This is a genomic window from Sporosarcina newyorkensis, assembly GCF_900167515.1.
Taxonomy (GTDB): domain Bacteria; phylum Bacillota; class Bacilli; order Bacillales_A; family Planococcaceae; genus Sporosarcina; species Sporosarcina newyorkensis.
The window spans coordinates 439,840-460,405 of sequence record NZ_FUYJ01000003.1 but is presented as its reverse complement, the minus strand read 5'-3'; the positions used below and the strand labels follow the sequence as shown (position 1 = coordinate 460,405).

Below are 20,566 nucleotides of genomic sequence, written 5' to 3'. Positions count from 1 at the left end.
CTTAGTTCAAATGATCGTTTGAATGAAAGGGGCTTGGAAAATAAAATTAGGGGTGGAATAAATGGAGCGTTATGATGTAATTATAGTTGGGGCAGGACAAGCGGGGATTGCTATGGGTTATTATTTGAAGCAAGAAGGGCTTTCCTTCTTATTGATAGATTCTAAAGAAAGAATTGGAGACACATGGAGACAAAGGTACGATTCATTAGTTTTATTTACTACAAGAAAATATAGCTCCTTACCAGAAATGCAAATGGACGGCCCACCGGAAGGATTTCCAACAAAAGACGAAATTGCAGATTACCTAGAGCAATACGTCAGTCGTTACGATTTGCCAGTGCATCTTAATACGAAAGTTACAACTATAAAAAAAGAGCGTGGAGTGTTTTATATAGAAACGAGTCGAGGAATTTTAGAAGCTAAACAAGTTGTAATTGCCTCAGGTGCATTCCAGAAACCTTTTGTTCCGCAAGTTGCAGTTAATAAGACGGGAGGACCATTCCAAATTCATTCTTCTCTTTATCGTTCGCCTAAGCAACTATTGAAAGGCTCAGTACTGGTTGTTGGTGGTGGTAATTCGGGAGCACAAATTGCGGTTGAGTTAGCCCATGAGAATCCTGTAACTTTGGCTGTAAGCCGTCCATTTAAATTTTTACCTCTTCACTTTTTAGGGAAAAGTATATTTTATTGGCTGGATCTAATAGGGTTATTGCATGCTGGTATCAATACCAAAAGAGGAAAGTGGTTCAGCAAACAACATGACCCTATCTTTGGAAGTGAATTAAAGGCTTTGATGAAAGAAGGACGAGCCTGCGTCAAGCCTAGGGTAGTCAAAGTGGAAGGCAATGAAGTCTCGTTTGAAGATCATAGTGTCCAAAACTTCGAAAATATCATATGGTCAACCGGGTTTATTCCATTTTATGATTGGATTCAAATAGATGGTGCTATCTCAGAAAATAGAAAACCTGTCCATAAAAGAGGTATAAGTCCGATAAGAGGTCTATATTTCATAGGATTACCTTGGCAACATCAACGCGGATCAGCGTTGATCTGTGGGGTTAGCCAAGATGCAAAGTACTTAGTTTCTCATATTGCAGAATTTGTGAAAGAGAATACACTCTAAAACGATGCAGAATTCAATAAAACCAAGAAAATTTAAAGTACAGAATTAAAAATCTGACATAATAAGATGACAGGCTCCATAACGGCATCTCTTTAAAAATATAATGGAAACATTTGTTCTTTTATTATCGCATAGATTGGTGAGGTTTTCTAATTTGGATTAATACGGAAGAGAAAGTAGACACAAGTCAGATAATAATTCAGAGTGTTGGCTTTACATTTTCCATATCTGCAGTGAAATAATAATAGATTAAGAGACCGAGTGTATCAACACTCAGTCACGAGGATACTGATTTATCTGGGCTTTCTACAATGTCGTCAATTCATTGACTTCCTTAGCTACCCGTATTCCCGATTCAATTGCCCCTTGTATCCAACCATGTTGAGTAGAGGCATGTTCACCGGCAAAGTGGACCCTTCCTTCCGGAGATGAGATATAGGGAGATAACTCTTTTATTTGTTCGGGTTTAAACATCGTAAAGGCACCGCCAGAATACGGATTTCGTGTCCAACTAAAACTTGCACCTGTTACAAACTCATGATAGACCCGTTCACCATGAATTGCAGCTAAATTTTTCAGTGTATATTCCAAACGATCTTGGGAGTTCAAACTATCCCAAACGAGAGCATCATCCCCCCAGGTATAGCTGGCTAATATGATGCCAGATCCAGAAGTGCCAAGTCTTGTGCTCGGATATTGCGTGTAAGCAATGGGGAGATCCGTAACCGTTTGACCTCCAAATATCCCTTCTTTTTCCCAAAACCTATTTTTGAATTGAATCCCGCTTTTTGTTGAGCCTACGTAATGCAGTTCGCGTATGGCTTTCCATTTGTTTTCTGAAAAAGAGTTCCTTGGTTCAATCTCAACAAATTGTAGAACCGAAAAAGGAATGGTCACGATGGCCAGGTCACCGGTTATTTGAAATGGCCTTGAGATTTTTGTATGAGTAGCATCAATTGTAACTTGATTGTTGGATTGAGTGATTTTGGTTACTTTTAATCCGAACATGATGTCGTCTTTTAATTGTGGAACGAATGCTTTTGGAAGTTGATCATTTCCACCGGTAATCTCGAAAAATTTAATATTCGGGGTAAACAGAACCATGAATTCACGCAGTAGTTCAAGAAAAGAGAGTTCTGGGAATCCTTCTAATGAAAGAGTTACTTTTATCATTTCGATTGCGCCTGAAGTCAATCTAGTTCCAAATGGATTATGCCTTAAGTACGCATCCATTGAATATTTATCGAATTCCTGGATGATCCACGGCCAATACAACTGTGGGTTTTGATTTATTAAATCAATGACCGGTTTTATTGCGAATTGGATTAATTCGACAGCCGTTTTCCCTCTTTCATGTGGCGCAACTGGAAAGCCGAAAATTGCAGGATATTGTTCGTAAACCTTTAATCGGCTTTTAATGTTTTTTACAAATAGGATATCATCAGGAGTGCTGTTGATAAATGGATTAAGCGGGAGATTAAACTTTTTTATATATTCTAATGTCAGGAGGTGGGTGTTGGGAATTCTCATGGCACCTGCTTCAAAATACAATTCATCTGTAAAATCTGATTGTATTGTGTAGATACGTCCGCCAACCCGATCAGAAGCTTCAAGGATTGTGACACGATGTCCAGCTTCTTTAAGTAAAGAAGCTGCAACCAAACCAGCCATCCCTGCACCGATCAAAATGATTTTCTTAGGGTTTTGTGTTTTCTTTAGTCCCTCTTTAATAATTGAAATCATTTGCTGGGAAGGTATTTGCGGGAATACGTAATTGTATGTTTGCAAGACATTCCTCCTTCTCATCCAAAGTTTTACATACAATGCTCTGCGATGGGACACTGCCATTTTATTTAAATAAAACTTCGGTGAACACATCTCTTTGTCGATATAGACTGAACACACTTTGTACTATAATTTGAAATACATTTAATAGCTCGGAGTGTTTGGTTGATAGGAGCTGTATAATAAATATGTAAAGATTGGCGGAGGTATGCTAGCTAGATGTTTTCCTGTACTTCACTGCAATAAAAGTCCAACTGCACATTGCAATAGTAATAACGCCAATATAATATTTATTACTCGGAAGTATTTGAAATATGTCTTTTGGAATAATGCTCCAAAAAGTATCCAAGTCAAGGTAGCAATTGTACCTATTGTAGCAATGATTAAAACAAAAAATAAAAGCCACCCAAATGACGAGTAATATGGAACAACATATCCTGTTAGAGAAGTTATACCAAATAAGAATATTTTCACATTAAAAATTTGCAAAACAAAACCAGTCAAAAATGAAGGTTTTTTCCCAGCAGTTTTATTGTCAGGCTTACTAATGGAAATTTGGTATGCTAGCCATAAAATATAAATAGCACCTGCATATTTAAGGACAAACATTATCGGGTTTATTAAGTTCTCTAATCCAAAGATAAATACTGCGCATATTGTTTGTACAAAAAGATAACCGATAAAGATGCCGATGAATAAAGGTTTTCCCCTTTTCCATCCATAGTTAGTCATCGTATTTAATGCTAGGATATTACCAGGTCCTGGCGTGAAGGCATTTATTAGAACGTAAATAACAAATGAAGATAATGCTTGAACTCCCATATCTTAATTCACTCTACTTTCCATTATTCAACTTATTTCTTTAATTGAATATAGTATAATGAAAAGTTTCGATATAATATAATACCAAAAATATATAGCTTGATATAGATAATAACTATACCAAGCTGAGAGTTAACTTCACTTTCAGTTATAAATCCTGCGCAATCTTTTGTAATGCATCCAAATATATTTCACCAAGCTTCGTTAGTGTGACATCTCTATGCTTTATTGTTCCAACCCGTATGACCTCATCTACATTAAGAGGAACTGCAATAATTTCATTACCATGAAGAAATTTAGGGAAAACTCCAGAAGAAATGGTATAACCATTAAGACCGATCATGAAATTAACGATAGCTGCTCTGTCGCTTACTTTGATGCTTTTCTTTACACTTCGTGTACTTAAAATTTCTTCCGAAAAGTAAAATGAATTATGTTCTCCTTGTTCAAAAGAAAGGCATGGATAATCATCTAATTCATCCAAATCAATAGATTCTTTGTCGGATAATGGATGATTTTCACTAATAAATACATGGGGTTTTGTAGTAAATAGTTCAGAAAAAGTTATATTTCTTTCTCTTAACAATTTTAATATTACGGATTCATTGTAATTACTTAAATAGATAATCCCTAACTCACTTCGTAAATTCTTTACATCTTCAATTATTTCATATGTCTTCGTTTCACGAAGTGTAAACTCATATTCAGAAGCCCCAAACTCCTTTACAAGTTCCACAAAAGCATTCGCTGAAAAAGTATAATGCTGTGTTGAAATACAAAAATGTTGCTTGGCTGGTTTCTCGCCCATATATTTTTCTTCAAGCATGCTATACTGCTGTAATACCTGCCTAGCATAACCAAGAAACTTGGCTCCTTCATTAGAAATCGTAACCCCTCTATTCGTTCTAATGAATATGGTGATTTTTATTTCTTTCTCTAATTCCTTAATTGCATTCGATAAACTCGGTTGGGAGATGAATAAACTTTTTGCTGCCTCATTCATAGATCCCTTACTTGCTACCTCCACTGCATACTTTAATTGTTGTAAAGTCAGACTGAACGCCACCTTTTTAAAGACCCGAATAAATTCATAATCAAACGTTCGGGTGTTCTTCTTATACATATCCATTGCCCGCCTAAGGAAATAATTCGTGACTCATTATTAGCAAGCATCTTTTTATTCTCTTCTATTCCGTTTGAAAAGTCTAACGTAAATATAGCCTTCGATCCTTACTAAACAAGGCTTTTCATAATGTCTTGGAAGTTATACTGTAGCTTTGATCCTTGTCATTCACATAATAAGATGACAGGTGTCATAACGGCACATCTTTCAATAAAAAGATACATTAGTTCTTATTATGTAGGAACCATGAATGAAATACCACTGTTTTTCCATTGCGATTTTTCGAGAAAGTATATTGGGTGGGGGAGGGGAAATGAAAGTGAATCGGGTATTAATGGTTAGTGGAATAGTGTCTAAATTATATGGGTGATTAGTGCCTTTTTAACAAGCATACCCCCATTCTAGATTTAGAATGAGGGTGAAATAGTATTGTTTAATCAGTCGAAATCATCAAATTAACGGTAAGTGACTCAGTCTATTTCTCTTGCTTTCTGTGAATCTCTAACGTTCTTCTGAACTGTTATCGCAGCAAATATACTAAGAACAAAAGCCATACCATAAAACCCTTTTTCGCTTAAAACAATACTTCCTGCATTGTATAAACCGATGGCCATTAATAAAATAGCTATAATAAGTGCAAACCAGCTAATACCATAATAAATATTCGTAACTGGTATACCTTCTTCTTTATCTCTTACTGCTTTCTGTAAAGATACAGATGAATAGAGTCCAAATATTAAAATTGCAAAATAATATCCTTTTTCGTTCAGTTCCATAACAGCATTATACAAACCTAAGAGGTAAGCTGATACTCCTATTAGTAGTGCTGCTAAAGAAGCTCCTTTGAAAGCTGAAGTGGGTTCCCCGTCTTTTCTTTCTACTTTCCTTTTCGGATCAATACTTTTTTCCTTATCAAATAAATTTTCATTATCCGTAGTCATTGAATGTTCCCCCTTCTCTTTAGACAATCATATCCAAACGAATATAAATCGGCAACTTTTTTTGTAATATTCCATCTCTTCTTTAAATTATGCGGTCAACGTCACAAGGGTTAATGAAGGCTGAAAGTATCAACTGCTTGATGACTTGATATCGCGCATATTTTATTTTGCAAATTGAATACATAGGGTTCAGGCGATATTAGTGTAAACGATAATCATTGCAATAACAGCTATTATTGCCTTTGCGATTAATTTCAAATTGTGTTCATTCTTTTGTTTCGTTAGTAGATCCAACATCAATTCTAGAAATTATATAAGGAATGGCGGGTTTAATAAACTCTTCCGGCTTTACCCCCACACTATTTCTTCTCCATTCTACAGAAGCCCCATAAAGCCCCCAGCTTAACATGACAGCAGTAATCTTTAGGGCCTGCATATCTCCGGTTAGACCTTGTTTTAACAATACTTTATAAAAAATGATTTCAAGTTGTTCTCTAATAATACGGGCAATGGTATCTTCGTATCCGCGATGGCACCGATTGGATAATGACATTTGAAAATTTGTGACCGCCTTGAAAATATTAACTAGCATTTCTTCATTTAGTTCAATGTTTTGGTAGTGATTACAATCGAGGTTAATTAACAATACTTCCGATAATGCCTTATCCAATAAGTCATATATATCTTCAAAATGATAATAGAACGTGGCACGGTTAATCATAGCCTCGGCTGTAATATCCTTAACGGTAATATCCTTAAATTCCTTCTCACTTGAAAGTTCAATGAAGGAATCCATGATTAATTTGCGTGTGCGTAGAACTCGTGGATCCGTCTTCGATCCGGTCATTGTTATCCCTCCTACTTTTTAGACAATTTATTAAATGTGTTGTATAAACGACAAATCCAATGAATTATTGGTGTTGATTTAGATCATTAGGGCTTAGAATTTAAATGTAAGAAAAATATTATATCGTGCCCTTGAAGAATAAAGAAATATAAGATATTCAAATAAACCATATTAGGGGGGATGAATGCAATTGGCATTGTCACTTTGGAGCACGGTAGATGCAGAATAAATATAACAGAGCGATTACGGATACTATCAATTAGTTATATGTTGAACGGAACAATAGGAACGTCAAAATTGTAATTCATGGTTATACTCTTGGGGTGATAGCAGCTAGCAACTTGCGGTTAATTCTAACTGTATCAAAAGTTGCAACAGTAAGCACTCAACCGGAACTAAATCTTTTCACTGGCTTTTGAGGAAATGATCCCCTTTAATCTAGCACTATTTCATGAAGAAACGGTTTAAATAATGTTAAATGAAGTTCTAACTTGGTTGGCTGCATAGAAAAAGATTAGAAAGTAAATACAATGAATGGTTCACGCAAGGTCAAAGATTTTGTTGCCTTTTCTCAATTATTCAAAAGGGAGGAAAACGAATTGAAAAATAATATGATTTGTGATTTAGAAACAGGTGTATGTGGAGTGACTGGGGAAGAAGAAATAGAAGTGACTGATTTCAATCAAGTAAAAAAATCGGTTAATTTCTATTACGTCACGGACCCCATTTGTTCTCATTGTTGGGCCATTGAACCTGAGCTTCGTCGTTTTGTAGAGCAATACGGGGATTATTTTAACTTTCACACGGTTATGGGCGGTTTGCTGGAGAGATGGCATGACGGGCCGATCGATCCTGCAAACGGTATATATAAGCCTGCCGATGTTGCAGGGCACTGGAGAGAAGTTGGAGAACACTCAAGGATGCCAATTGACGGTACTTTAATGATTGATAATCCAGTCCAGTCCTCTTACCCGCCTTCTCGTGTATTCAAGATGATCCAAAAATACCATGATGATAAGTTAGCATATGAATATTTGCGACGTACGAGAGAAGCCCTTTTCTTATTCAACCAAAATATTTCAGATATTTCCGTGTTGATTGAAATTGTAAATAAACTTGGTCTAGATGGGGAAGCTATTGTTAATGAAGCTGAACAACCAATCGGACAAAAGTTATTAAACGAAGATTTTGGTCTGACTAGAAGCCTGGGTGCCAGAGGTTTTCCTACAATTATCATGGTCAATGAGGAAAATAAAGGTGTAAAAATTGTAGGTGGTCGTCCGTTTGAATCCTATGTTAACGGATTGAAACAAGTACTAAATACGGAAGAACTGGAACCTAAAAAACAGTCACCTCTTTCTAGTTTGCTTGGGAAGGAAAAACTTCTGCTTTCTAAAGAAATTGAAGCGATGTACGATGTTGAACGACCAGACGTTCACTCTTTTATTGAAAAAGAACTTTCGCCTGATCAATATCAAGCAAAGGAAATTCTAGGCGAATCCTATTTTACAACTACTAAATAAACAAAGGAGAGTAATTATGGCATACGTTTTACAAGTGAATTTTAAAATGAATGGCCCATTCGGGGATGAAATGGCGGAGGCCCTTACCGATTTAGCCAAAAGCATCAATGAAGAAGACGGGGTCATGTGGAAAATCTGGACGGAGAATCCGGAGATGAAAGAAGCCGGTGGAATTTACATGTCTGAAACAAGAGAAACTGCTGAAAAGTATTTAGATATGCATTCCAAACGATTAACTGGCTTTGGAGTTACGGACATCAACGCAAAAATATTTGCTGTCAATTCGAAATTGACTGAGGTTACTAAAGGGCCGATAAATAACTAGAAATCTTTATATAAAAATTTCGGAAGATGCTTATTAGACAAATGAAACCCTCAGTGAAACGTATATGTAGGTAGAACCGTCATAATAAAATCGACTTCCTTTTAGGCAGTCGATTTTATTACGTGCTACGAAAAAGTAGGGGGTTGTATTGTTACAAAAAATTGAATCGAATGATCACGTAAAGTAGTTCAGAGGTCCATTACAAATAAATATAAACCATATAATGTTTGTGGGAATAAAGCTGTGAATATTGTATTTGGCCGGTAGCTATCATTTGTACCAAAAAAATTAACCGTCCATTCCTTTGATGAGGATTCTCTTTAATTTAATATCTGTTGGACTTGCTTACCGACTCTTTACTCCATTACATATCCGTAATGTACCCATCCGACCAGATCGAAACATTCCATATAGAACCGATTCTCTTAACATCTACCTGAAAGCCTGATTGATGGTAAAACTCTGTACGTATAGGCTTCTCATATTCAACCACAATCATACCTTCCTTCTTACCAATCAGATGTGCAGTGAACAAGTTAGTGCTGGTATCTCTTTTGATTTCTACAATTTGCTCATAGCCTTTCGTAACAATATTGTGCTTCCCTATATCATATGCCGTCCCTTGCTCATACCTTGCAGAAAGTTCTTCTCTTAACGAATTCACTTCATAATAAAAATGTGTTTTCTTCAATTTCGCTTCAATTCCGTAACGTGTTTCTTTGCCGTCAGCGAAATGCACAGTGGCAATATACTGGCCGGGCTTGTCGATATCAAAGCAGATATTTACATAATCACACGATTTAAACGTTACATCATCAGTCAGTTTCTTTCCGTCCATCGTCGAAAGTGAAATAATTTGGACATCTTGCTTTTCGGGAATTTCAAGCTTTACTGCGGTCGGCAGAAAATCGTTCGTCTCCTTCATCGTCAATTTCAACTCGCCATTCTCTTTTTTTACATGTACATAATATTTTTTGTAATTCTCTGCTTCAAAGAAATGCTTGTCCGATACGATGAATGTGCCTGAACCTTCTTTTTTCGGAATCAATTGAATTTTATCGTCTCGGTAACCTTTCTTCCCTTCTACGTAAATTATATCGAATAGCCCTGGGTTCACTTCTGTTTCTGTCGTAAAGAAACGATTCCAGCCAAAATCATCCGCTCCGAGCGTCACCATATTCGTCGGTTTCGCCTCTTCCGTCGCTTTCATCATTTTGGCTGCTTGTCCTCTCGTGATGGAGAGATTTGGACTAAATGTATTGGAAGCCGTTCCCGTCGTAATGCCGAGGTGGTAGATGATTAGAATATTCTTGTAATGCGACGAATTGCCATTCCAACCGATATCTTTGAAAGGATTCTCTCCGGACTGACGTGGCAAGTCAAACGCCTTGACCAAAATTGAAGCCATCTGTCCTCGCTTGATCGGATCATTCGGTCCGTAACGCCCGTCCGGATAACCACCAATAATACCTTCTTGCGCCATTGCGGCAATCGCCTTGTAATAGCCATTCACCGTTGAAACATCCTTAAATTCAGGATTTTTGACATTTTTCGTATCCAATTTGATCATCTTCGCAATGATTGCGGCCGCCTGTCCTCTCGTAATAGAATTGCCCGGCTTGAATGTGCCATCCGGATAGCCTCCGATTATATTGCGTTCCGCCAGATCATTGACTGCTTCTGCAAAGTGCTTTGTTGGCGGTACGTCTTCAAATAATTGTTTGCTTGCTGCGTTGCCGGATAATGGCAAGCTACATGCAAGCAACAATGCACCGAATATGGTGATAAATCTTTTCTTCATTTGGTTTCTTCCTTTCTATATTTATTTATGAATCTTTGCTGATAGGTGAGCAACCTACAGACGTAGATAATCATAGAAGGTTTCAAAATATATTAATGTCCTCTAAAATAAGTTTTTGTGTGAGAAACACACCCCTACTACGTCGTGGTCTAGATTTGTATAGGGATTCCTCTATTTACATAATATGATACTGTGGTGTATTATCCGAGTAGTCCTAATATGAGCAAACGTCAAAAAAGGAGGGGGAGCGGAGGATTTCCGTGAATACATAAATGAAAAAAAGCCATGTTTTGTTGATGATCGGTTTATTACTTTTTTTATCAGGTTCTCGTATTCTTTGGATGGATACATTTCGCAACCTCACAGATACTCAAATAAAAAATGGTCAATTGGATTTACGTGATTGGCATGCACAAGAGGGCGAAGTTTTGCTGCTTGACGGAGAGTGGGAGTTTTATCCGTCACAATTGATGATGGATCCGGAAGGGCTGATGAATGCAAGTGATGGACCGAAGAAACTAGTTCAAGTCCCAGGTAGGTGGAATGAAGAGTTTCAAGATGGAAAATCGACTCCATATGGATATGGCTCCTACCGCTTGCGTCTTTATGTGAATAAAAGTGAGATGCTTAATTATAGTATATATGTGCCTAGCGTTCGCAGCTCTTCGCAAGTCTTCGTCAATGGACGGCTTTTGGCTGGATCAGGACAAGTCGAAAAAACAAAAGACGAATACACAGCAAAAAATTTGCCGTATTTATCAACCTTTACTGCAGATGAAGACGGTGTGATCGACATTGTCATTCAAGCAGCGAATTTCAAAGATGCTCGTCGTAGCGGTATTATCCGGTCAGTTAAATTTGGTTCTGAAGCGGCAATATCTAAAGAAAGAAATTTTTCTTTATCCTTGCAAGTGTTGGCTTCAGTCATATTCTTTCTACATTCTATCTATGCCCTTGTGCTATATTTCTTGGGAAATCGAGAGAAAAAACTACTCTATTTTTCTTTGCTCTTATTTTGCATAACGTTAATGAACTTAATAAGCAATGATGAAAAATTATTTCACTTATTATTTGACGTTGGATATGAGTGGGATTTCCGTCTAGCGAATATCCTCGTTCCGATCGCTGGTCTTGCGCTGGTTCAGTGCATGGATCATCGCAGTCTTCCATACTGGCGACTGATGAACCCAGTGTACTCGGTTATTGCTATGGGAACAGCCATCGTTACGCTGTTTTTATCTTCGAGTCAAATTATAATGTTGTTTCCGGTTTATTATCTGTTGGCGGGATTTGCTGTTGCTGTCTCCCTTATAACTATTTTCAAGAAGATATATAGAAATTTCACAGGGAATGTTTTATTGTTACTTTCCTTACTAATAGTTGCCCACCATTTTGCTTGGATGATCTTTTGGAGAGAAACCGGCGTAAGTGTTGTTCATTATCCATTCGACTTGATTTTGTCAATTGGTTGTTTTGCATCAATTTGGTTTAAGGATTATTTTACAATGCATGCAGAAACGGCGAAGCTCGCAGTTCAATTACAAAAAGTGAATGAGCATAAGGATCAGTTTTTGACGAACACATCCCATGAATTTAAAAATCCTCTTCATGGGATTATTAATATGTCTCAATCTGTATTAAAGAGAGAAAGAAATTTATTAAAGACTAAAAGTGTCCATGAGCTTGAAACAATTTTAACAGTCGGTCGGCGAATGTCATTATTACTAAATGATTTACTTGATTTAGCCAGCCTTAGAGAAGGCCATCCACGCATTCACACAAAATCGGTAGCGATTCAACCCATCGTAAATGGAGTGATGGATATGCTGCAATTTCTCGTTGAGATTAAGCCGATTCACGTTATTAATGAAATCTCAGAAGATTTTCCTGCAGTCATCGCAGACGAAAACCGGGTCATTCAAATCATCTACAACTTACTTCATAATGCGATCAAATACACGGATGAGGGCGAAATCTACATTCGATCGAAAGTGAAGGGTGAAAGGGCGCTTATTATGATATCTGACACCGGTATGGGAATAGATGGGGATTTTCTACGACACTTGTTCTCTCCCTATGAGCAAGCGGTCGATGCAACAATGACCGAAGGGGGGATCGGACTAGGTTTAAATATAAGCAAACAGTTAGTTGAGCTTCATGGTGGACAGTTAGAAGTATCCTCAACGCCAGGAAAAGGATCGACTTTTACGTTTTCGCTGGAGTTAGACCCGTTGGATCAACACGGCAAAACCGAAAACGCTTCATCAATGGAAGCTCAATACGCCGTACCGTACGAATTGCCCCTTAATTATTTGAAGGAGACCTCATTTGATTTGACGGATGCTGAAATCTCAGCTACTACAGATCAAATGGCATTATTGGAGGGTAGGGGAAGGCGATTGCCTGTATTGATCGTGGACGATGACCCCATCAACCTACAGGTGCTTCAATCGATTTTGTCAGTTGACCAATACGATGTCACAACTGCGACAAGCGGCAAAGAAGCTCTTGATCAATTAAACAAAAAGGAATGGAACTTAGTTATTACGGATGTTATGATGCCACGGATGTCCGGCTATGAGTTGACTAAGATGATTCGTAAAAGGTATTCGCTTACAGAACTTCCAATCTTACTGCTTACAGCAAGGAGCGACTTGAAGGATATACAAGCAGGGTTTTTGGCAGGCGCCAACGACTATGTAACGAAACCTGTTGAAATGTTGGAATTACGAGCCAGAGTCCGGGCGCTTGCGGAGATAAAAGAAGTCGCACGCGAACAATTGCAATTAGAGGCTGCATGGTTACAATCTCAAATCCAACCTCACTTTTTATTCAATACATTAAATTCCGTTATCGCACTGAGTGAAATTGACTTGAATAAGATGAAAGGTTTGCTAATGGAACTAAGCGAATTCTTAAGAAGTAAATACCAATTCCAACACATAGATGAATTGATACCCATACAAGAGGAATTGAATATCGTACGATCATATCTGAATATCGAACAGGTACGTTTCGGAGATCGATTGAACGTTGTGTGGGAGATGGATGGATGTAAGGATCTTAAAATTCCCTTCCTGTCAATCCAACCCTTAGTTGAAAATGCAGTCAGACACGGAGTTATGAAGCGTATCAGTGGGGGAACAATCACAATTTATTGCACTCTCTATGAGGGCTATGTTGAGATTTCAATTAAAGATGACGGCATTGGAATGGATGGAGCCCAGTTGCACAGCTTATTAGAAAGAAAGAAAGGCAGTCAGACAAGTATAGGTTTAATTAATACAAACCAACGTCTAACAAGACAGTTCGGCACAGGGCTTCAAATCAAAAGTACACCAAATCAAGGGACGGTCGTATCCTTTCAGGTGAGAAGATAGTGTTCAAAACTTTTCAAGAATCCAACCTTAGCCGATGATGTAGGGTGGTTCTAGACTATATTAGGAAGTGTAATTATCCAGACAAATAGATTGGCATAGCACTTTATAGAAATACATGAATGAAAAGAAATCACTAGCGGAGTAAAAGGAGGCCAATAATAGGCTTGTAAATTCACCAGTTTTCGATTACTGAATATAAGTGAGAAGGGATAGAGGGGCAGGATGGATATCTGCTCTCTCTATCCTTTTATTTTCAAAGTAATAAATCCTGAAACAAGTTATCAGAGAAATCACTGAACCTTTCAGATGAATAGATCGTCATTGGCATCTCGTAGAATTGTTCCACAAGCGCTCTGCTTTTCTAAAACTGCTTAAATCTAAAAGCAATCCGTTAAACCTGTTTAAGAAAAGATTTGATTTGTCAGCGAGAGTAGTCGTAAAACAGTATAAGCATCGTTGGTCAAAATCAGTATAACAAATTGGAAATCGCGCCAGCATTGTTTATTAATTTTGAGTAAAGGATTGAAGATTGACTCATTGTATACATTTGTATACAATGAGTTGTATAAGATGGAGGGGTCGTTAATGAGAGAAGAACGCGCAAAGAGAGAAAGTCGTCATTACGGTAGACGCTATAGTGGGGAAGAGGGGGCACGCGGCCCAAAAACGTTTCGTCGCGGAAGGGCTATTGCTTTTTTAGAGCGTATGCATCTGAAGCGTGCAACGATCAAACAGCAACTTGAGCAGCCTGAGTTTCATTCCATTCAGCCTATTTTAGTCGGAGAATTAAAAGCTATTGATATGGTCATTAATGAGTTTGTTCAACTCTTTGAAATCAATGAGGATGAGATGACGGATAGCAAACCATCCAAAGATACGATTGAGAAAGGGATTGAGTTAAATGAGGAAAATCAATGATTATATCGATACAGTATTTACGAAACAAGATGCATTGTTAGAGGAAGTGATTGCTTCGATTGAAGAAAACGGCATGCCCGCTATATCGGTGTCACCTTCTTCAGGAAAACTACTGACCATGCTGGTAACAATTTCAGGTGCAAAAAATATCTTGGAAATTGGCGCGCTTGGTGGCTACAGTGGGATTTGTCTTGCGAGAGGGTTTGGGAACGAAGGAACTTTGACATCCCTAGAATTAGAAGAGCGGTATGCAAAGTTAGCGGCAAACAATTTAGCATATGCAGGCTTTGGTGATCAAGTGTTGTACCGAACGGGACCTGCCTTGGACAGCCTTGCGCAATTAGACGAAGAAGAACAGCAATTTGATTTTTTCTTTATTGATGCGGATAAAGAAAACTATGCAAATTATCTAGAAGCTTGCATTCAGCTTGCAGAGCCAGGGGCGTTAATTGTACTCGATAATGTACTGGCTAGAGGAAGTGTGGCAGATCCGGAAGTGCAACCAAAACGCTATACTTCATTCATGCAATCATTCAATGAAACAGTAGCAAATCATCCACAATTGGAATCACTGCTGATTCCGCTTGGTGATGGGATGACGGTTGCAGAAGTGAAGAAGTAAGAATAGCGTACCGGGTTCTCGTTGTATGAGAACCTATTTTTTGTATGAGCAGCAGCACTATGTTTGCAAATTAGTTTACTTTAAAGTGGTTTTTTAAATATTTGAAACAGATCTGATGCGAGAGGTTGATTAATTTGGCGACAATAGACGACTAATTGAAATTGGATATACGAGTGGGGACCGTAGTAGAAGCAGAACCATTTGACAAAGCACGGGTCCCAGCGATCAAGATGCGAATCAATTTTGGTGAATTTGGCATGAAATACTCTTCAGCGCAAATTACAAAGAGATATGTCCCAGAACAACTGATTGGACAACAAGTAATGGCAGTGGTCGATTTCCTGGGGAGACGAATTGCGGGTTTTAAATCGGAAGTTTGGTTATTGGTGGTATTCCAGAAGAGGTTGATGTTGTTCTGTTAAAACCAGCAAAGTGGTTGAAAACGGGACGCCAATTGCCTAACCACCTTTAAAAGAATAGATTTAGTCGTTGTTGATTGTGATTTAACTTTAACTTTCAATTTACTATACGAATAATTCATTTTATGATCTACAATTATTAATGAAAACAACTATATTCGTATACTATGAAATTTGGTATTATAATAAATTTGCAGGAATAAAGCCCTTCACTATACCTGTTGGTAGTGAGGGGCGGTATATTCATTATTATAAAACTTTGTTTGTCAGTTAGTAGATTGAATTCTCATCATTATTTTACTAAAATAAAAAATAACATATTATTACCATACTAAACCTGTTAGAATATAAAGTAGGGTTGGGCATAATAAGCATCCCAAACCTGTATAGAAGGTAGCTGTGACGGCTCCATACGGCACCAATCGTACATCCGTCGCAGCTAACCCACCTGTTACACCAGAAGTTGTTCCCATCAATCCTCCATATACCATTGCAGATAACGGATTATCAAGTCCAATATATTTTGCGACAAATGGCGTTCCTACCATAACTAAAACCGACTTGATCAAACCAGCGGCAATACTGATAGCAATTACTTCAGAACTGGCATTTAACGCAGCTCCTGTTATGGGTCCGACAATATAAGTAACTGCACCTGCTCCAATTGTAGTTAAGCTTACTGCATCGTTATAGCCAAATAGTAAAGCGATCAATACGCCTACAACAAATGAAAGCCCCACTCCGATGAATAAAGAAGAAACACCTCGTGCACCTGCTTTTTTAATTTCGTCGAAGTTTGCTCCAAATGATGTAGCAACAATTGCAAAATCCCGAAGCATGCTTCCTCCTAGCAAACCAATCCCCGCAAACAAGGAGACATCCGCCAGTCCTTTAGTTCCTTCAGTATAAACACCTCCGAAGTAAGCTAAAACCAAACCTAGTACAATAGCAATTGCAGATCCGTGTACGATACCCCTTGTAAGTTTTCCTGAAATAAGATACGCAACATACATGGTAACACCGACAATGACAAAGCCAGTAATCAACCCGTTTCCTTCAAGTACATTTGTAATCGCTTCCAAAAACATGTTACTTCACCTCCTGTGTCTTCAGTGGATGGCTTTGATTGAACTCTACCGCTGATTCCCTTGCCTTCTTCCCGCTAAGTAAAGGGACAACTGTCCAACTAATAACTACTGCTGCCACCCCTGCGATAATAGCCAAGGGACCTCCCGTTAAAGCGCCAAGTACATTTTGGCTCGCTGCCATTGCGATGACAATTGGGATGTACATAGCATTCCAAAAAGCGAGACCCGATTGAGCTGGCATGCTTAACATTCCTTTTTTCTGTAGCTTATCTACAACGACAATGAGTAAAAGCATTGCAATTCCTACTCCGCCAACGTTTGAATCTACGCCCATAATCGTTCCGATAATCTCACCGAAGAACATCCCAACTACAAAACAGCCTGCCAGTATTGCCACACCGTAAATCGCCATTTAAACACTCCATTTCTTTTTTATTTAGTCGACTGTATTCTAGACTTAAGAATAAGCAAAGTCACAAAGATAATCAAGCTAAATATTAAATATTTTAGAATATTCATAGTTTTGTATTGAAAATGGTTGGTAAAGTGTTTAGTATGTTTAGTATACAGTCGACTAAAATTCATAATCTGAGGTGAAGGGATGGAGTATTTCGAAAAGTCTTTAGACAATGCTTTATCAAAAAAGGTGGCAAATCAATTATTAGAGCAAGTGTTGAGCAGCGAGCTAAAGCCTGGAGATCAGGTTGTAGAAAATAATTACGCAGAACAGTTTAACATCAGCAGATCGCCGGTAAGGGAAGCTATTTACTTGCTCACTATGGAAGGGATTATTGAACGTGTCCCTAGGAAAGGCGCTTTTATCAAGGGGTACACGATTGATGAGATGAAGGACTTGCTCGATGTTCGAAATTCTATAGAAATGCTGGCTGTCGAGCGTTTGATAAAACCGAGTGAAGAGAAAAAGTTATTAGAAGAGATGAGATTAGTCGTTCATAAAATGATGAAGGTAGAAAACTATACGGAATATACACATTTGAATTACCAATTTCACTATCTCATATTGAAACTGAGTAAAAGTAAGGTTTTGATTGATATGTACAGTAAGATATCTCTGCCTCTGCTGCGGATACAAATTATTCATTTCTCTAGCAATAAAGTGATTGAGAAGTCGGTAAAGGAACATAAGGAGATCTATAGTTGCTTAGTGAAAGATGATATTAGCCAATTGAAAACAATTTTGCGCAAACATACTGAAGATGTAATATACAGCGTAAAAAGCAAATTGTTATAGGTGATTGAAATGAAAAGTGCATGGTTATTCCCTGGTCAAGGCTCACAATACCCTAACTTTTTGAATGAACTTCCTCAGCATTCCATCATAAGCGATACATTGGAAACTGCATCGGAAATAATTAAAGAACCTATAGAAATGTTACAAACAGAAGAAGCGTTGATTAGTACAAGAAATGTGCAACTTACAATGTTAACTGCAAGCGTTGCAACGGCGCGATATTTCTTGAGCCTTGGAGTAAGCCCTCAATTCGTTGCTGGTCACTCTGTCGGGGCTTTTGCTGCCGCAGTCATAGCAAATGTCTTAAGTTTTGAGGAAGCCTTATTGCTTGTGAAAAAACGTGGTGAACTAATGGAGGAACTTCAAGACGAGAACTATGGAATGGCGGTAATTGTTGGTCTGTCAGAAAATAGATTAGAAGAGATTGTTAGCGGTTTATATACAGATGAATATCCGGTTTATGTATCCAATCGAAATTCTCCGACGCAACTAACTTTATCAGGTCATAAACGAGCAATGCAAAAAGTTATTGATGAAGTAGACGGGAAGGGAGCCAGTTCAGCTAAAATGCTGAAAGTTACAACGCCATCTCACTCTCCTTTGTTTCTCCCCGTCCAGACTGTTTTAAAAGAAGAATTAGATTCTCTTGAACTTGGACGTCCTTCGATTCCTTTTATTGCAAACCGCAATGCCAGAGTATTACGGAGGTCAAAGGATATTGCACAAGATTTAGCGGAAAGTATCGCACTGCCTGTTCGTTGGCATGATGCCACAACAGTTTTATATGAATATGGCGTGCGTCAATTTATTGAGATGCCACCGGGAGACGTTTTGAAAAGGTTGGCTTCGAGCGCATTTTCTGAAATTCATAGTTATGCCGTCAGTAAAAATGGTATAGACGATTGTCTGTATGTAGAAAAAAATAAAGGAGTGTAGATATGGTTATTATTCAACAACGATCTTGGAAGCAAAAGCTTGAACAAAAACAACGAAGAGTTGAAAGTGTAAGTCATTTAGTCAATGGATCGATTATTCCTACAGAGAAAATTGTGGATGCGCTGGAGTTGCTGATTAAACCCGGGGACCGTGTTGTACTTGAAGGGAATAATCAGAAGCAAGCCTCATTTTTATCCCAGTCTTTGGTTCTTGTAGACCCAGAGAAGGTTCATGATCTTCATATGATTATGTCGAGTGTATCGAGACCCGAACATTTAGATCTATTTGATGAAGGAATCGCTAAGCGAATCGATCTGAGCTATGCAGGTCCGCAAAGTATGAGGATTGCCCAAATGATTGAAGATGGCCGCTTAGTACTGGGGGATCTCCATACATATATCGAACTCTATGGACGATTATTTGTTGATTTAACTCCCAATGTCGTGTTAGTTGCAGCAGACAAAGCGGATAGACATGGAAATTTATATACTGGTCCTAATACGGAAGAAACACCTACAATTGTTGAGGCTGCAGCTTTTAGCGATGGAATTGTAATCGCACAGGTAAATGAAATTGTAGATGAATTACCGCGGGTCGACATCCCAAATTCATGGGTGGATTTCATTGTTGAGGCAGATCATCCATATGAATTGGAGCCATTGTTTACGCGAGATCCGCGCCATATTACCGATATTCAAATTTTACAAGCGATGATGTGTATCCGCGGAATTTATGAAAAGCATAGTGTGCAATCATTAAATCATGGGATCGGTTTCAATACTGCAGCAATTGAGCTGTTACTGCCTTCTTACGGAGAAAAGCTCGGCCTTAAGGGAAAGATCTGCAAAAACTGGGTTTTGAACCCGCATCCAACACTTATCCCAGCCATAGAATCTGGTTGGGCAGAAAGTATTTACTGCTTCGGTGGAGAGTTGGGAATGGAAAAGTATGTAGAAGCAAGAAGGGATGTTTTCTTTACGGGTAAGGACGGAAGTATGCGCTCGAATCGGACATTGGCACAATTAGCGGGACAGTATGCTGCAGATCTCTTTATTGGATCAACTTTGCAAATGGATGCGTATGGAAATTCCTCAACTGTGACAAAGGGGCGTGTTGCCGGCTATGGCGGTGCACCGAATATGGGGCATAACCCGGGAGGCCGCCGTCATTCTACAGAGGCTTGGTATAACATGATGACTTCAACAGACGAGCTTGCAAGAGGAAAAAAACTAGTTGTACAGGTTGCTGAGACATATCAGGATGCGAATACACCTGTATTTGTAGAACGTTTGGATGCCGTTGATGTAAAAAAACAAGCCAATTTAGCTGTTGCCCCCGTTATGATTTATGCGGAAGATATTACGCACGTTGTGACGGAAGAAGGGATTGCTTATTTATACAAAACGGATAGCCCGGCTGAACGAAGGGAAATGATTGCTTCGATTGCAGGAGTGACGCCACTTGGCATGGAGCATGATGTAAAGCAAACACAACAGTTACGTGACCGAGGGCTTGTTGCCTTACCTGAAGATTTAAATATTCAGAGGGGAGAAGCGAACCGTTCATTATTAGCGGCGAAGAATATCGATGAACTGGTCCAATGGTCGGGCGGTCTATATGAGCCTCCTGCGAAATTTAAAAGCTGGTAAGGAGAGGATTGA

17 protein-coding genes and 1 pseudogene are annotated in these 20,566 nt (G+C 38.4%); 10 read left to right on the top strand and 8 right to left on the bottom strand.

The features are described from left to right. Positions 1-61 precede the first annotated feature (61 nt). Positions 62-1,123: a flavin-containing monooxygenase gene (locus B5D59_RS08860; RefSeq protein ID WP_078817662.1), complete on the top strand. Its 1,062-nt coding sequence runs from the start codon at positions 62-64 to the stop codon at positions 1,121-1,123. 306 nt (positions 1,124-1,429) lie between these two features. Here the strand turns inward: B5D59_RS08860 and B5D59_RS08855 are convergent, their stop codons facing one another. From B5D59_RS08855 to B5D59_RS08835, 5 genes are all read right to left on the bottom strand, one after another. Further along, positions 1,430-2,866, bottom strand: coding sequence for a flavin monoamine oxidase family protein (locus B5D59_RS08855; RefSeq protein WP_245799493.1), 1,437 nt, complete (start codon positions 2,864-2,866; stop codon positions 1,430-1,432). Between the two features lie 276 nt (positions 2,867-3,142). Beyond that, on the bottom strand, positions 3,143-3,730 hold the full coding sequence (locus tag B5D59_RS08850) for a LysE family transporter (protein ID WP_078817661.1): 588 nt from the start codon (positions 3,728-3,730) through the stop codon (positions 3,143-3,145). 148 nt (positions 3,731-3,878) lie between these two features. Continuing rightward, a complete protein-coding gene (locus B5D59_RS08845; RefSeq protein ID WP_078817702.1) occupies positions 3,879-4,784 on the bottom strand; it encodes a LysR family transcriptional regulator in 906 nt (301 codons plus the stop codon). A gap of 539 nt (positions 4,785-5,323) precedes the next feature. Beyond that, positions 5,324-5,794: an inner membrane protein YiaA gene (yiaA, locus tag B5D59_RS08840; RefSeq protein WP_078817660.1), complete on the bottom strand. Its 471-nt coding sequence runs from the start codon at positions 5,792-5,794 to the stop codon at positions 5,324-5,326. Between the two features lie 265 nt (positions 5,795-6,059). Next, positions 6,060-6,641 carry a TetR/AcrR family transcriptional regulator gene (locus B5D59_RS08835; protein WP_078817659.1) on the bottom strand — a complete coding sequence of 194 codons (582 nt, stop codon included), beginning with the start codon at positions 6,639-6,641 and terminating at the stop codon, positions 6,060-6,062. A gap of 599 nt (positions 6,642-7,240) precedes the next feature. Here B5D59_RS08835 and B5D59_RS08830 point away from each other — a divergent pair. Then, positions 7,241-8,164 (top strand): DsbA family protein, encoded by a 924-nt coding sequence (locus B5D59_RS08830; protein ID WP_245799490.1) that lies wholly within the window; start codon positions 7,241-7,243, stop codon positions 8,162-8,164. Positions 8,165-8,180: 16 nt separating this feature from the next. Beyond that, entirely contained in the window at positions 8,181-8,489 is a 309-nt protein-coding gene (locus tag B5D59_RS08825) for a monooxygenase (protein ID WP_078817658.1), read from the top strand. Positions 8,490-8,853: 364 nt separating this feature from the next. On the opposite strand, the gene B5D59_RS08820 is transcribed toward B5D59_RS08825, so the two are convergent. Next, entirely contained in the window at positions 8,854-10,290 is a 1,437-nt protein-coding gene (locus B5D59_RS08820; RefSeq protein WP_078817657.1) for an S-layer homology domain-containing protein, read from the bottom strand. 272 nt (positions 10,291-10,562) lie between these two features. Here B5D59_RS08820 and B5D59_RS08815 point away from each other — a divergent pair, with 272 nt between their 5' ends. From B5D59_RS08815 to B5D59_RS08800, 4 genes and pseudogenes are all read left to right on the top strand, one after another. Then, a complete protein-coding gene (locus tag B5D59_RS08815; RefSeq protein WP_078817656.1) occupies positions 10,563-13,670 on the top strand; it encodes a hybrid sensor histidine kinase/response regulator in 3,108 nt (1,035 codons plus the stop codon). Between the two features lie 585 nt (positions 13,671-14,255). Beyond that, on the top strand, positions 14,256-14,588 hold the full coding sequence (locus B5D59_RS08810) for a hypothetical protein (protein WP_078817655.1): 333 nt from the start codon (positions 14,256-14,258) through the stop codon (positions 14,586-14,588). Next, a complete protein-coding gene (locus B5D59_RS08805) occupies positions 14,572-15,210 on the top strand; it encodes an O-methyltransferase (RefSeq protein WP_078817654.1) in 639 nt (212 codons plus the stop codon). Before B5D59_RS08810 ends, B5D59_RS08805 begins: the two co-directional genes overlap by 17 nt. A 155-nt stretch (positions 15,211-15,365) precedes the next feature. Further along, positions 15,366-15,672, top strand: a pseudogene (locus tag B5D59_RS08800) (tRNA-binding protein). Between the two features lie 280 nt (positions 15,673-15,952). Here the strand turns inward: B5D59_RS08800 and madM are convergent. Continuing rightward, complete coding sequence (madM, locus tag B5D59_RS08795; RefSeq protein ID WP_078817653.1) at positions 15,953-16,717, bottom strand: malonate transporter subunit MadM; 765 nt, start codon at positions 16,715-16,717, stop codon at positions 15,953-15,955. Between the two features lies 1 nt (position 16,718). Then, complete coding sequence (gene madL, locus B5D59_RS08790; protein ID WP_078817652.1) at positions 16,719-17,129, bottom strand: malonate transporter subunit MadL; 411 nt, start codon at positions 17,127-17,129, stop codon at positions 16,719-16,721. 189 nt (positions 17,130-17,318) lie between these two features. Between madL and B5D59_RS08785 the strand changes: the two genes are divergently transcribed. Genes B5D59_RS08785 through mdcA form a run of 3 tightly spaced genes read left to right on the top strand, consistent with a single transcriptional unit; the run spans position 17,319 to position 20,554 of the window. Continuing rightward, a complete protein-coding gene (locus B5D59_RS08785; protein ID WP_078817651.1) occupies positions 17,319-17,969 on the top strand; it encodes a GntR family transcriptional regulator in 651 nt (216 codons plus the stop codon). Positions 17,970-17,978: 9 nt separating this feature from the next. Next, a complete protein-coding gene (locus B5D59_RS08780; RefSeq protein ID WP_040758704.1) occupies positions 17,979-18,905 on the top strand; it encodes an ACP S-malonyltransferase in 927 nt (308 codons plus the stop codon). A 2-nt stretch (positions 18,906-18,907) separates the two neighbouring features. Continuing rightward, positions 18,908-20,554 (top strand): malonate decarboxylase subunit alpha, encoded by a 1,647-nt coding sequence (mdcA, locus tag B5D59_RS08775; RefSeq protein WP_009766629.1) that lies wholly within the window; start codon positions 18,908-18,910, stop codon positions 20,552-20,554. Positions 20,555-20,566: the final 12 nt, after the last annotated feature.

Bases quoted from the DNA above. Each gene is read 5' to 3' on its own strand.
- B5D59_RS08860 (WP_078817662.1), top strand. From the start codon at position 62: ATGGAGCGTTATGATGTAATTATAGTTGGGGCAGGACAAGCGGGGATT.
- B5D59_RS08855 (WP_245799493.1), bottom strand. From the start codon at position 2,866: ATGATTTCAATTATTAAAGAGGGACTAAAGAAAACACAAAACCCTAAG.
- B5D59_RS08850 (WP_078817661.1), bottom strand. From the start codon at position 3,730: ATGGGAGTTCAAGCATTATCTTCATTTGTTATTTACGTTCTAATAAAT.
- yiaA (WP_078817660.1), bottom strand. From the start codon at position 5,794: ATGACTACGGATAATGAAAATTTATTTGATAAGGAAAAAAGTATTGAT.
- B5D59_RS08835 (WP_078817659.1), bottom strand. From the start codon at position 6,641: ATGACCGGATCGAAGACGGATCCACGAGTTCTACGCACACGCAAATTA.
- B5D59_RS08825 (WP_078817658.1), top strand. From the start codon at position 8,181: ATGGCATACGTTTTACAAGTGAATTTTAAAATGAATGGCCCATTCGGG.
- B5D59_RS08820 (WP_078817657.1), bottom strand. From the start codon at position 10,290: ATGAAGAAAAGATTTATCACCATATTCGGTGCATTGTTGCTTGCATGT.
- B5D59_RS08815 (WP_078817656.1), top strand. From the start codon at position 10,563: ATGAAAAAAAGCCATGTTTTGTTGATGATCGGTTTATTACTTTTTTTA.
- B5D59_RS08810 (WP_078817655.1), top strand. From the start codon at position 14,256: ATGAGAGAAGAACGCGCAAAGAGAGAAAGTCGTCATTACGGTAGACGC.
- B5D59_RS08805 (WP_078817654.1), top strand. From the start codon at position 14,572: ATGAGGAAAATCAATGATTATATCGATACAGTATTTACGAAACAAGAT.
- madM (WP_078817653.1), bottom strand. From the start codon at position 16,717: ATGTTTTTGGAAGCGATTACAAATGTACTTGAAGGAAACGGGTTGATT.
- madL (WP_078817652.1), bottom strand. From the start codon at position 17,129: ATGGCGATTTACGGTGTGGCAATACTGGCAGGCTGTTTTGTAGTTGGG.
- B5D59_RS08785 (WP_078817651.1), top strand. From the start codon at position 17,319: ATGGAGTATTTCGAAAAGTCTTTAGACAATGCTTTATCAAAAAAGGTG.
- B5D59_RS08780 (WP_040758704.1), top strand. From the start codon at position 17,979: ATGAAAAGTGCATGGTTATTCCCTGGTCAAGGCTCACAATACCCTAAC.
- mdcA (WP_009766629.1), top strand. From the start codon at position 18,908: ATGGTTATTATTCAACAACGATCTTGGAAGCAAAAGCTTGAACAAAAA.